Origin of the sequence: Sanguibacter suarezii NBRC 16159 (assembly GCF_001552735.1) — a bacterium.
In the GTDB taxonomy this organism is placed as follows: Bacteria; Actinomycetota; Actinomycetes; order Actinomycetales; family Cellulomonadaceae; genus Sanguibacter; species Sanguibacter suarezii.
The window spans coordinates 1-12,479 of record NZ_BCRT01000010.1 but is presented as its reverse complement, the minus strand read 5'-3'; the positions used below and the strand labels follow the sequence as shown (position 1 = coordinate 12,479).

Below are 12,479 nucleotides of genomic sequence, written 5' to 3'. Positions count from 1 at the left end.
CTCGACGCCCCCTCCGCTGGGCGCCGGTCACGCTTCGTCGGGCTCGATCCGCGTGAGGACGAAGACCGGGATCTCCCGGTCGGTCGAGCGCTGATAGTCGGCGTAGGGCGGGTAGGCCGCCACGGCCCGCTCCCACCACAGGGCGCGCTCGTCGCCGGTGACCTCGCGGGCCATCATGTCCCAGCTCTGCGTGCCGTCCCGCAGCTCCACGTGAGGGTGGGCGACGACGTTGTAGTACCAGACCGGGTGCTTGGGGGCGCCGCCGAGAGAGGCGACCACCGCGTACTCCCCCGCGTGCTCGACCCGCATGAGCGGCGTCTTGCGCAGCTTGCCGGAGTGCGCACCCACGGTGGTGAGGATGACCACGGGCATCCCGCGCAGCGTGGTGCCCTGCGTCCCGCCGGAGCTCTCGTAGAGCTCGACCTGCGTGCGCGATCGGTCATCGGGGCTGGGTTCGTAGACTCCCTGGAGCGGCATCTCCTCAGTACAGCAGAAACACCGCACCCCGCACGACCGGAAGGCCGTGCGGGGTGCGGTGGTGCTTCAGGGACAGCGGGGCGATCAGCGTCCTGCGGAGCCCTCGACGTAGTCGGTGTCAGACGGCTTGACCCACGCGAAGAGCTTGCGCAGCTCGCGGCCGGTGGCCTCGATCGGGTGCTGCTCGCCCTTGGCGCGCAGCTCCTTGAACTCAGGAGCTTCGTTGTCCTGGTCGTTGATGAAGCGCTCGGCGAAGGCACCGTTCTGGATGTCCGCGAGGACAGCCTTCATGTTCTCCTTCACCTCGGGGGTGATGACGCGCGGGCCGGAGACGTAGTCGCCGTACTCAGCGGTGTCGGAGACGGACCAGCGCTGCTTGGCGATGCCACCCTCCCACATGAGGTCCACGATGAGCTTGAGCTCGTGCAGCACCTCGAAGTAGGCGACCTCAGGCTGGTAGCCGGCCTCGGTGAGGACCTCGAAGCCGTACATGACCAGCTGCGAGGCGCCACCGCACAGCACAGCCTGCTCGCCGAACAGGTCGGTCTCGGTCTCTTCGGTGAAGGTCGTCTTGATACCGGCGGCGCGCAGGCCACCGATCGCCTTGGCGTAGGAGAGCGCGAGCTCCCAGGCGCCGCCGGAGGCGTCCTGCTCGACCGCGACGATCACGGGGACGCCGCGGCCGTCGAGGAACTCGCGACGCACGAGGTGACCCGGTCCCTTGGGGGCGACCATGACGACGTCGTGGCCCGGCTCGGGCTTGATGTAGCCGTAGCGGATGTTGAAGCCGTGACCGAAGACCAGAGCGGCGCCCTCGTTGAGGTTCGGGGCGATCTCCTCGGTGTAGAGGTGACGCTGGACCTGGTCCGGCGCGAGGATGACGACGACGTCGGCCTCCTTGACGGCCTCGGCGACGGTCACGACGCGCAGGCCCTCGTTCTCTGCCTTGGCACGCGAGGCAGAGCCTTCGCGCAGGCCGACGCGGACGTCGACGCCGGAGTCGCGCAGGTTCAGCGCGTGCGCGTGCCCCTGGCTGCCGTAGCCGATGACCGCAACCTTGCGGCCGGCAATGATGGACAGATCAGCATCGTCGTCGTAGAACAGCTCAGCCACCGTGGATCTCCTTGTTTCTTGGGTGTATCAGTTGATGTAAGTGTCTCAGGCCGAACGCGTCGTGCGTTCGAGCGCCCGGTCAGTGATCGACCGGGCTCCGCGCCCGATCCCGACCGTGCCGGACTTGACGATCTCCCGGACCCCGAAGGGCTCGAGCGCTGCGAGGAGCGCGGCGAGCTTTTCCGGGTTTCCGGTCGCCTCGATGGTCACGGCGTCCGGGACGACGTCGACCACGTGGGCGCGGAACAGCTGGACGACCTCGAGCACGTGCGTGCGGGTGGTGAGGTCGGCCCGAACCTTCACGAGCATGAGTTCTCGTTGTACCGCCGCTGCCGGGTCCAGCTCGACGATCTTGATGACGTTGATCAGCTTGTTCAGCTGCTTGGTCACCTGTTCCAGCGGGAGTCCGTCGACGTCGACGACGACGGTGACCCGCGAGAGCTCCTCGTGCTCAGTCGGTCCGACTGCGAGGGAGTGGATGTTGAACGACCTCCGGGCGAACAGGCCGGCGACACGTGCGAGCACGGCGGGCTTGTTCTCCACGAGCACTGAGAGGGTGTGACGAGTCATTTCCTTCTGCCTTCCCTGTCAGTCTTCGCGGTCCCACGCGGGCGAGATGCCGCGTGCGTACTGGATGTCGTCGTTGCTCACGCCGCTGGCGACCATCGGCCAGACCATCGCGTCACGTGAGACGTTGAAGTCGATGACGACCGGCTGGTCGTTGATCTGCTCGGCCCGCTTGATGGCGGCGTCGACCTCGTTGGCGTGCTCCACCCGGATCCCCACGCACCCGTAGGCGTCCGCGAGCTTGACGAAGTCTGGCACGCGGATGGTGCCGTGCCCGGTGTTGAGGTCGGTGTTGGAGTAGCGGGACTCGTAGAACAGGGTCTGCCACTGACGGACCATGCCCAGCGAGGAGTTGTTGATGAGGGCGACCTTGATCGGGATCTCGTTGATCGTGCAGGTCGCGAGCTCCTGGTTGGTCATCTGGAAGCAGCCGTCGCCGTCGATCGCCCACACCGTGCGATCCGGCTGGCCGACCTTGGCGCCCATGGCAGCGGGGATGGAGTAGCCCATCGTGCCCAGACCACCGGAGTTGAGCCAGGTGTTGGGGCGCTCGTACTTGATGAACTGGGCAGCCCACATCTGGTGCTGGCCGACACCGGCGACGTAGATCGAGTCCGGTCCAGAGATCTCACCGAGCCGGCTGATGACGTGCTGGGGGGCGAGGTGACCGTCGTCAGGCTCGGAGAAGCCCAGGGGGTAGGTCTCGCGCCAGCTGTCGATCTGGCGCCACCAGGCCTCCAGGTCCGGCTTGCCGTGCTGGGCCTGCTCACGCTCGAGCTCGGGGAGCAGGTCGGCGATGACCTCCTTGAGGTCACCGACGATCGGCACGTCCGCGACGCGGTTCTTGCCGATCTCGGCCGGGTCGATGTCCGCGTGGATGATCGTGGCGTGCGGGGCGAAGCTGGACAGCTTGCCGGTCACCCGGTCGTCGAAGCGAGCGCCGAGGGCGAAGACCAGGTCCGCCTTCTGCAGCGCGGACACGGCCGGGACCGTCCCGTGCATGCCCGGCATGCCGAGGTTCTGGGGGTGGGAGTCGGGCAGCGCACCGCGGGCCATGAGGGTGGTGACCGCAGCCGCGCCGGACAGGTCGACGAGCTTGCGGAGCTCGGCCGCGGCACCGGAGCGGATCGCGCCACCGCCGATGTACAGCACCGGACGACGCGCGGTGGCCAGCAGGCGGGCCGCCTCGCGGATCTGCTTGCTGTGCGGCTTGGTGACCGGGTGGTATCCGGGCAGGTTGAGCTCGGTCGGCCAGTTGAAGGTCGTGCGGGACTGCATGGCCGACTTCGCGATGTCGACGAGGACCGGACCGGGGCGTCCGCTCGAGGCGATGTGGAAGGCCTCGGCGATGGTCCGCGGGATGTCGTCAGGGTCGGTGACGAGGAAGTTGTGCTTGGTCACCGGCAGGGTGATGCCGACGATGTCCGCCTCCTGGAAGGCGTCGGTCCCGATGAGGGACGCGCCGACCTGACCGGTGATGGCGACCATGGGGATGGAGTCCATGTTCGCGTCAGCGATCGGGGTGACGAGGTTCGTCGCACCCGGACCGGAGGTCGCCATCGTGACGCCGACCCGGCCGGTCGCGTGGGCGTAGCCGGACGCGGCGTGCCCTCCGCCCTGCTCGTGCCGGACGAGGATGTGGCGGACCTTCTTCGAGTCCATCAGCGGGTCGTAGGTGGGAAGGATCGCCCCGCCCGGGATCCCGAAGACGACCTCGACACCGGCCTCTTCGAGCGAGCGGACGATGGACTGGGCGCCCGTCATCTCCTCGGAAGCGACATGGGCGCGGGGGGTGGGTCGCCTCGCGGCGTCCGGCTTCGGCGCGCTGGACGACGTCGCGGCGTCGGCCGGCGTCGCGCTGCGCGGCGGCGCGGGGATGGGGCCCTGGACCATCGGGTTCTCCTCTGTGCTGAAACAAATAAGGGAGGTGCTACCGGTCAGGCTGGTCGAGCTCGTCGGATGCTGCGGGTCGAGGGGCGTGGCCCCTCGGCCGGATGTGCACTGTGGCACGGAGCCTTGTGGGCTGCTGGCCGGTCTGAACTGGTGATGACACGAAAAAACCCCTCGCAGCCGGGTGGGCTCTTCGAGGGGTAAGCGCGCTGACGAGACCTAAGTGCTGGGCCTCAGCCGGCGCGCTCAGGAAGTACTACGAGAGTGATTGTCTGCACAGCAAGCACAGTACGCCTCGGCGATGGCAATGTCACTTACCGTCCATCTGGTCTCACAGGGTGGGACAAGACCGCTCAGCCCCTCACTCCCCGCAGCTCACTCCCAGCCCGGTGGCGTGCAGATGCACACCTCGTTGCCCTCCCGGTCGGCCAGCACCACGAAGCGTGGAGCGGCGTGGTCCGAGGCCACGCGCCCACCCGCGGCCAGGATCTCCTGGATCCGGCCCGGAGCGTCGGCGCGGGAGACGGTGATGTCGAAGTGGATCCGGTTGCGGTCGGTACGGGGTACGTCCATCTGCTGGAACCACACCTTCGGTCCCCGCCCGTGCGGGTCGATCAGCCACGCGTCGTCGTCGGGGTCCACGACCGAGGGGTCGGCATATCCCAGCGCAGCCTTCCAGAACGGGCGGACCGCCGGGATGTCCATCGCGTCGACGGCGATCTCGAGAGACAACGGAGACCCGGGTGCGGGACGGGCCCCCAGCTCGAGGGCGATCACCGTGATCTGCTCAGCCATCGACAGGTCGCGCTCAGTCACGGCGAACTCGTCATGACTGACCAGGACCACGGCGACGTAGCCGTAGCGGACGTCGACGTCGGGGTGGTGGTTGGCGGCGTCGGCGGCGATGCCGATCCGGCGCACCAGCTCGACTGCGCCGGCAAAGTCTTCCGTGTCGAAGTGCGCGTGCAGCCGCCCCACGAAGAGGTGCCACGGCGTGCCGGCCAGACGTTCCTCGATCTCAGCTGTGCTCAGTGCCATGTGTCCACTGTGGCACCGACTGCGCCGTCGCACCTGCGCAACGGGACAGGCGCCCTGACGACGGCGGGCCACCGACCCGTGAGGGTCGATGGCCCGCCGCCTGCTGCGTGAGCTGATCTCTCAGGAGAGCCGGCTCAGTAGAGCACGGCGCCCTGGGAGGCGGAGTGCACGAGCTTGGCGTACTTGGCCAGCACACCGCGGGTGTACTTGTGCGGAAGCGGCTCCCAGCCCACCTTGCGCGTCTCGAGCTCGGCCGGGTCGACCAGCAGCTCGAGCGTGGCGTTGGAGACGTCCAGACGGATCCGGTCGCCGTCCTTGACGAAGGCGATCGGTCCGGCGTCGACGGCCTCGGGGGCGACGTGCCCCACGCACAGACCGGTGGTCCCGCCGGAGAACCGGCCGTCGGTCAGCAGCAGCACGTCCTTGCCCAGGCCTGCGCCCTTGATCGCGCCGGTGATGGCGAGCATCTCGCGCATTCCCGGACCACCCTTGGGGCCCTCGTAGCGGATGACGACGACGTCGCCGGCCACGATGGTGCCGTCCTCGAGCGCGTCCATCGCGGCGCGCTCACGGTCGAAGACGCGAGCAGTGCCCTCGAACACGTCGGAGTCGAAGCCCGCGGACTTCACGACCGCACCCTCGGGGGCGAGGGAGCCGTGCAGGATCGTGATGCCACCGGTCTTGTGGATCGGGTTGGTCAGCGCGCGCAGGATCTTGCCGTCCGGGTCGGGCGGTGCAATGTCTGCGAGGTTCTCCGCGACGGTCTTGCCGGTCACAGTGAGGCAGTCGCCGTGCAGCAGCCCGGCGTCGAGCAGCGCCTTCATGACCACGGGCACGCCGCCGACGCGGTCGATGTCCGCCATGACGTAGCGGCCGAAGGGCTTGAGGTCACCCAGGTGCGGCACCTTCTCCGCGATGCGCGTGAAGTCGGCGAGGGTGAGCTCGACCTCGGCCTCGTGAGCGATGGCCAGCAGGTGCAGCACGGCGTTGGTCGAGCCACCGAAGGCCATGACCACCGCGATGGCGTTCTCGAAGGCCTTCTTCGTCATGATCTGACGGGCGGTGATGCCCTTGCGGAGCAGCTCGACGACGGCCTCGCCGGACTTGTGCGCAAAGGCGTCACGGCGGCGGTCGGCCGAGGGCGGTGCGGCGGAGCCCGGCAGCGACATGCCCATCGCCTCGGCGACGGAGGCCATGGTGTTGGCGGTGTACATACCCCCGCAGGCGCCCTCTCCCGGGCAGACCGCGCGCTCGATGGAGTCGCGGTCCTTCTCGCTCATGAGGCCCTTGGCGCACGCGCCGACGGCCTCGAAGGCGTCGATCAGCGTGACGTCCTTCTCGGTGCCGTCCTCGAGCTTGACCCAGCCGGGCATGATCGTGCCGGCGTAGAGGAAGACGGAGGACAGGTCCAGGCGCGCGGCGGCCATGAGCATGCCAGGCAGCGACTTGTCGCAGCCGGCCAGCAGGACGGAACCGTCCAGGCGCTCGGCCTCCATGACCGTCTCGACCGAGTCAGCGATGATGTCCCGGGAGACGAGGGAGAAGTGCATGCCCTCGTGGCCCATCGAGATGCCGTCGGAGACGGAGATGGTGCCGAACTCGAGCGGGTACCCGCCCGCGGCGTGCACACCCTGCTTGGCGGCCTTGGCCAACCGGTCCAGCGACAGGTTGCAGGGGGTGATCTCGTTCCACGAGCTGGCAACACCGATCTGGGGCTTGGCGAAGTCCTCGTCGCCGAGTCCGACGCCGCGGAGCATTCCGCGCGAGGCCGTCGCCTCGATGCCATCGGTGACCTTGCGGGAACGGGGCTTGATGTCGACGCCGGATGTGGAGGACTCGTCTCCGGCGGGGTTCTCGTTGACATTCTGAGTCGTTGCGGTCATGGCAACGAGTGTATGACTGCACCGACCGTGACAAAGCCAGAGGGTCAGTCCTCGGACGCGACCTGGCGGTTTCCTCTGCCCGTCAGCGATGGCCCTGCGGAAGCTAGGGTGGGCGGATGACCGCGCTGCACTGGTTCCGCCGCGACCTTCGCCTGGCGGACAACCCCGCCCTGGCTGCCGCAGCCGGCTCCTCGGGCGGCACTGGGGGCACTGGCGGCACTGGCGGCAGGGCCGGCGGGGGTGCAGACGTCGTCGGGCTGTACGTGCTCGACCCGGCGCTCTGGGAGGCCGCCGGTCCCCCGCGTCGCCGTCACCTGCGCGCCAGCCTCGCCGCGCTCTCGGCGAGCATGGGCGGTGCCCTCGTGGTGCGCACGGGCGACCCGACCGTCGTCGTGCCTCGCCTGGTCCGTGAGATCGAGGTGGCCGAGGTGCACGTCTCCGAGTCCTTCGAGCCCTACGGCCGCTGGCGAGACGCCCGCACCGCCCACGCCCTGCACGACGCCGGTGCCCGCTTCGTGCCCCTCGGCTCGCCCTACGCGGTCTCCCCCGGCCGCGTCGTGACCCAGGCGGGGAACCCCTACAAGGTGTTCACCCCGTTCCGGTCCGCGTGGCTGGCTCACGGGTGGCGGCGCCCGGCGCCCCGGCCGCAGGGGGTGCGCTGGCTCGACCTCGGCTCTGACGCGCTGCCGGACGACCCCACGGCCGGCAACGACGGCTCCGAGACTGCGGACGCCGCCGGGGAGCAGGCAGCGCTCGCCCGCTGGCAGGAGTTCCTCGAGCGGGTGGACAGCTACGACAGCGACCGGGACCGCCCCGACCTGGACCTGACCTCCCGGCTCTCGACCGCGCTCAAGTGGGGCGAGATCCATCCTCGGACCCTCCTGGCGGACCTCGCCGAACGGCCCGGCGTGGGAGCCGCCTCCTACCGCTCGGAGCTGGCGTGGCGAGAGTTCCACGCAGACGTGCTCTTCCACGCGCCGTCGGCGGCCCGGTCCTCGCTGCGCCCGGTGCTGCCGGACGACTCCTGGACCCCCGAGCCGCTCGCGCAGGAGTGGTTCACCCGGTGGGCCCAGGGCCGCACGGGCTACCCGATGGTCGACGCCGGCATGCGTCAGCTCCTCGCCGAAGGCTGGATGCACGGCCGCACCCGGATGGTCGTGGCGTCCTTCCTGGTGAAAGACCTGCACCTGCCGTGGCAGCGCGGGGCGCAGCACTTCATGGACCACCTGCTCGACGCGGACGTGTCCCAGAACCAGCTCAACTGGCAGTGGGTGGCCGGCACCGGGCACGACGCCGCACCGTACTTCCGGATCTTCAACCCGGTGGCGCAAGGGCTGCGCTTCGACCCCGACGGCGACTACGTGCGCCGCTGGGTCCCTGAGCTGCGGGAGGTGCCCGGTCGGGCGGTGCACGAGCCGTGGAAGCTCCCCGCACCGCCCCCGGGCTACCCCGAGCGGATGGTCGACCACGCCCACGAGCGTGCCGTCACCCTCGACGACTACGCCCGTGGCAAGGACCGGTAGGTCAGCCCTGGTCGACCAGGGCCCGGAACTCGTCCTCGAGGATCCCCATGACGATCGCGTCGGAGTAGTGGGCGCCGTCGAAGTAGACCTCGCGCAGACGCCCCTCGACCTGGAAACCCAGCGACTCGTAGAGCATCTGGGCGCGGGGGTTGATGCTCAGCACGTCCAGGGACACCCGGTGCAGGTCGAGCCCGCCGTCGCCCTGCGCGAACGCCCACCGCAGCACCTGGAAGATCGCGTCGCGCCCGTAGCCGCGGCCCCGGTAGTTGGGCAGCAGCACCAGGCGGATGTTCGCCGACCGCGCGTGGTCGTCGATGTCATTGAGGACGATCTCACCGATCATCTCGTCGCTGACCAGACGGCCGTCACGCTCGGCGGCCGAGGTGATCGCCCAGTCATACCGCCCCGGACGGTCGGCGACGGTCGCTGCCCACTCGTCGATCTGCTCGCGCGTGAAGTCCGTCGTGGTCCCGGTCAGCCGCATGGCCTCCGGGTCCTGCAGGGACTCCCACACGCGGTCGGCGTCGGTGGCTGCCATCGGCCGCAACCGGACCATCTCCCCGTGCAGCTCGGGGCCGCGGGTCATCGCTCGACCCGCGGCCCGGCGGCGGATGTCATCCGATGCGCTCGAGCACGAGCTCGCGCACGCGGCCGGCGTCGGCCTGACCACGCGTGGCCTTCATGACCGCACCGATGACCGCGCCGATCGGCCCGAGGTTCCCGGAGCGGATCTTCTCGGCGATGTCAGGCTGAGCGGACAGGACCACGTCGATCGCTGCGAGCAGCGGGCCGTCGTCGGAGACGACCTCGAGGCCGCGGGACACGACGATCTCCTCCGGCGAGCCCTCACCGGCGAGCACGCCTTCGAGGACCTGGCGGGCGATCTTGTCGTTGATGCGACCGGAGTCGACCAGACGCTGCAGCTGCCCGATCTGCTCGGGGGTCACCGGCAGGTCAGCCAGCTCCACGTCGCTCGTCTTGGCGGTACGGGCGAGCTCGCCCATCCACCACTTGCGCGCGGCGGCCGGGCTCGACCCGGCGGCGATGGTCGTCTCGATGAGCTCCATGGCCCCAGCGTTGACGACGTCCCGCATCTCCGGGTCGGTGAAGCCCCACTCCGTCTGCAACCGCCGACGGCGCTGCACGGGCATCTCCGGCAGGGTCGCACGGATCTGCTCGACCCAGTCACGGCTCGGCTCGACGGGGACGAGGTCCGGCTCGGGGAAGTACCGGTAGTCCTCGGCGTCGGACTTCACGCGGCCCGACGTCGTGGTCGAGGTGTCCTCGTGCCAGTGACGCGTCTCCTGGATGACGGTGCCACCGGCGTCGAGCACGGCGGCCTGGCGGGAGACCTCGTAGCGCACGGCGCGCTCGATGGAGCGGAAGGAGTTGACGTTCTTCGTCTCCGTGCGGGTGCCCAGCGGGGACTCCGGCGTGGCACGCAGCGAGAGGTTGACGTCGGCGCGCACGTTGCCGCGCTCCATCCGTGCCTCGGACACGTCCAGGGCGCGGAAGATGTCCCGCAGGGTCTGGACGTAGGCGCGGGCCACCTCGGGGGCGCGGGCGCCGGCGCCCTCGATCGGGCGGGTGACGACCTCCACGAGGGGGATCCCGGCCCGGTTGTAGTCGACGAGGGAGTACTCGGCGCCGTGGATGCGGCCCGTGCTGCCACCGACGTGGGTGTTCTTGCCCGCGTCCTCCTCCATGTGCGCGCGCTCGATCTCCACGCGGAAGATCTCCCCGTCGTCGAGCTCGACGTCGAGATAGCCGTCGAAGGCGATGGGCTCGTCGTACTGCGACGTCTGGAAGTTCTTGGGGACGTCAGGGTAGAAGTAGTTCTTCCGCGCGAAGCGGCACGACTCGGCGATCTGGCAGTTGAGCGCCAGCCCGATCTTGATGGCGTACTCGACGGCCTTGCCGTTGACGACCGGCAGGGCGCCGGGCAGGCCGAGCGAGACCGGCGTGACCTGGGTGTTGGGCGCGCCACCGAAGTCCACCTCGGCTGCGCAGAACATCTTGGTCAGGGTTCCGAGCTCGACGTGCACCTCGATGCCGATGACCGGGTCGAAGCGCGCAACGGCGTCGTCGTAGTCGACCAGGTCGACCTCTGCTGCGTGACTCATCGGGCAATCTCCAGTTCAGGGGCCTGGGCGAGGATCGGTCCGCCCCAGGTGTTCTCGAGGGCCGCTTCGAGCGCCGCGCCCACCCGGTACAGACGGGCGTCGGCACGGGCCGGGGCAAGGATCTGGAAGCCGACGGGCAGGCCGTCGTCGGAGAGACCGTTGGGCAAGGACATGCCGGGCACCCCGGCGAGGTTCGCCGGGATGGTGGCGACGTCGTTGAGGTACATCGCCAACGGGTCGTCGAGCTTCTCGCCGAACTTGAACGCCGTGGTCGGCGCCGTCGGGGAGACGAGCACGTCCGCCTGGGCGAAGGCCGCGTCGAAGTCACGCTGGATGAGCGTGCGGACCTTCTGCGCGCTGCCGTAGTAGGCGTCGTAGTACCCGGCCGACAGGGCGTAGGTGCCCAGGATGATGCGACGCTTGACCTCGTCGCCGAAGCCGGCTCCACGGGTCGCGGCCATGACGCGCTCCGCGGTGATCGGGCCCTCCTCGGGCTCGACCCGCAGGCCGAAGCGCATGCCGTCGAACTTGGCGAGGTTGCTCGAGGCCTCCGAGGGCATGATGAGGTAGTACGCGGCCAGCGCGTACTTGAAGTTCGGGCAGGAGACCTCGACGATCTCGGCGCCGGCAGACTTGAGCAGCTCGAGGGACTCGGCGAAGCGCGCCGAGACGCCCTCCTGGTAGCCCTCACCGCTGAGCTCGGTGACGACCCCGACGCGCACGCCGGTGAGATCGCCCAGGGCGCCCTGCCGGGCGGCGTCGACGAGGTTGGGGACCGGCTCGTTGAGCGAGGTCGAGTCGCGCGGGTCGTGCCCACCGATGAGCTCGTGCAGGAGCGCGGAGTCGAGCACCGTGCGCGTGACCGGGCCGGCCTGGTCGAGGGAGGACGCCATGGCGATGAGGCCGTAGCGGGAGACGCCACCATAGGTCGGCTTGACGCCGACGGTGCCGGTGACAGCACCAGGCTGACGGATCGAGCCACCGGTGTCCGTGCCGATCGCGAGCGGGGCCTCGAAGGCTGCGACGGCGGCGGCAGAGCCACCACCGGAGCCACCGGGGATCCGGTCGAGGTCCCAGGGGTTGTGCGTGTTGCCATAGGCGGAGTGCTCGGTGGAGGAGCCCATCGCGAACTCGTCCATGTTGGTCTTGCCGAGGATCGGCAGCCCGGCGGCCTTGATCTTCTCGATGAGCGTCGCGTCGTAGGGCGGGATCCACCCTTCGAGGATCTTGGAGCCGGCCGTCGTCGGCACACCCTGGGTGACGACGACGTCCTTGATCGCGATCGGCACACCGGCGAGGGGGTGCAGGTCCTCCCCCGCGGCGCGTCGGGCGTCGACGTCGCGCGCGGTGGTCAGCGCCTGCTCCGCCGAGACGTGCAAGAAGGCATGGACAGCACCGTCGACGTCAGCGATCCGGTCAAGGTGGGCCTGGGTGGCCTCCACGCTCGAGGTCTCGCCGGTGGTCAGGTGGGCAGCCAGCTGGGCTGCGGAGAGACGGGTCAGGTCGCTCATGAGTCCTCCCCGAGGATCTGCGGGACGAGGAACCGTCCGTCTTCACTGGCCGGTGCGGACGCCATGACCGCATCGATGTCGAGCGGGGCGACGGGTACGTCGTCCCGGAAGACGTTCGACAGCGGCAGCGGGTGGCTGGTGGCCGGCACGTCCGGCGTGGCCACAGCGCTGACCTCAGCGATGGCGTCGACGATCACAACGAGCTCGCCGGCAAGCCGGTCGAGCTCTTCGGGGCGTAGGTCGATTCGCGCAAGCGCAGCAACGCGCGCGACTTCGTCACGGGAGAGAGTGGACATGCCCCCAGTCTAGAGCCTGCCCGCCCCTCCCCACCCTCATCCCCACCCCCTCCGCCCC

11 protein-coding genes are annotated in these 12,479 nt (G+C 69.5%); 1 reads left to right on the top strand and 10 read right to left on the bottom strand.

Annotated elements, in window-relative coordinates; all coding sequences use genetic code 11:
- Positions 1-27 precede the first annotated feature (27 nt).
- From SS2_RS04650 to ilvD, 6 genes are all read right to left on the bottom strand, one after another.
- Positions 28-477, bottom strand: a complete 450-nt coding sequence (locus SS2_RS04650) for a nitroreductase family deazaflavin-dependent oxidoreductase (RefSeq protein WP_066461578.1) — start codon at positions 475-477, stop codon at positions 28-30.
- Between the two features lie 84 nt (positions 478-561).
- Positions 562-1,590 carry a ketol-acid reductoisomerase gene (gene ilvC, locus SS2_RS04645; RefSeq protein ID WP_066461573.1) on the bottom strand — a complete coding sequence of 343 codons (1,029 nt, stop codon included), beginning with the start codon at positions 1,588-1,590 and terminating at the stop codon, positions 562-564.
- Between the two features lie 45 nt (positions 1,591-1,635).
- Positions 1,636-2,160 carry an acetolactate synthase small subunit gene (ilvN, locus tag SS2_RS04640; RefSeq protein ID WP_066461572.1) on the bottom strand — a complete coding sequence of 175 codons (525 nt, stop codon included), beginning with the start codon at positions 2,158-2,160 and terminating at the stop codon, positions 1,636-1,638.
- 18 nt (positions 2,161-2,178) lie between these two features.
- On the bottom strand, positions 2,179-4,050 hold the full coding sequence (locus tag SS2_RS04635; RefSeq protein WP_066461570.1) for an acetolactate synthase large subunit: 1,872 nt from the start codon (positions 4,048-4,050) through the stop codon (positions 2,179-2,181).
- Positions 4,051-4,422: 372 nt separating this feature from the next.
- Positions 4,423-5,085: a 4a-hydroxytetrahydrobiopterin dehydratase gene (locus SS2_RS04630; RefSeq protein ID WP_066461568.1), complete on the bottom strand. Its 663-nt coding sequence runs from the start codon at positions 5,083-5,085 to the stop codon at positions 4,423-4,425.
- A 134-nt stretch (positions 5,086-5,219) separates the two neighbouring features.
- Positions 5,220-6,968 (bottom strand): dihydroxy-acid dehydratase, encoded by a 1,749-nt coding sequence (ilvD, locus tag SS2_RS04625; RefSeq protein WP_066461567.1) that lies wholly within the window; start codon positions 6,966-6,968, stop codon positions 5,220-5,222.
- A 116-nt stretch (positions 6,969-7,084) separates the two neighbouring features.
- On the opposite strand from ilvD, the gene SS2_RS04620 reads away from it, so the two are divergent.
- On the top strand, positions 7,085-8,491 hold the full coding sequence (locus SS2_RS04620) for a cryptochrome/photolyase family protein (RefSeq protein ID WP_066461566.1): 1,407 nt from the start codon (positions 7,085-7,087) through the stop codon (positions 8,489-8,491).
- Between the two features lies 1 nt (position 8,492).
- Here SS2_RS04620 and SS2_RS04615 read toward each other — a convergent pair whose 3' ends face one another.
- The 4 genes from SS2_RS04615 to gatC are packed head-to-tail and all read right to left on the bottom strand — an operon-like array spanning position 8,493 to position 12,421.
- Positions 8,493-9,077, bottom strand: coding sequence for a GNAT family N-acetyltransferase (locus SS2_RS04615; protein WP_066461564.1), 585 nt, complete (start codon positions 9,075-9,077; stop codon positions 8,493-8,495).
- Between the two features lie 28 nt (positions 9,078-9,105).
- Entirely contained in the window at positions 9,106-10,614 is a 1,509-nt protein-coding gene (gene gatB, locus SS2_RS04610) for an Asp-tRNA(Asn)/Glu-tRNA(Gln) amidotransferase subunit GatB (protein WP_066461562.1), read from the bottom strand.
- Positions 10,611-12,125: an Asp-tRNA(Asn)/Glu-tRNA(Gln) amidotransferase subunit GatA gene (gatA, locus tag SS2_RS04605; protein ID WP_066461561.1), complete on the bottom strand. Its 1,515-nt coding sequence runs from the start codon at positions 12,123-12,125 to the stop codon at positions 10,611-10,613. Before gatA ends, gatB begins: the two co-directional genes overlap by 4 nt.
- Positions 12,122-12,421 carry an Asp-tRNA(Asn)/Glu-tRNA(Gln) amidotransferase subunit GatC gene (gene gatC, locus SS2_RS04600; protein WP_066461559.1) on the bottom strand — a complete coding sequence of 100 codons (300 nt, stop codon included), beginning with the start codon at positions 12,419-12,421 and terminating at the stop codon, positions 12,122-12,124. The genes gatA and gatC overlap by 4 nt, the downstream gene beginning before the upstream one ends.
- Positions 12,422-12,479: the final 58 nt, after the last annotated feature.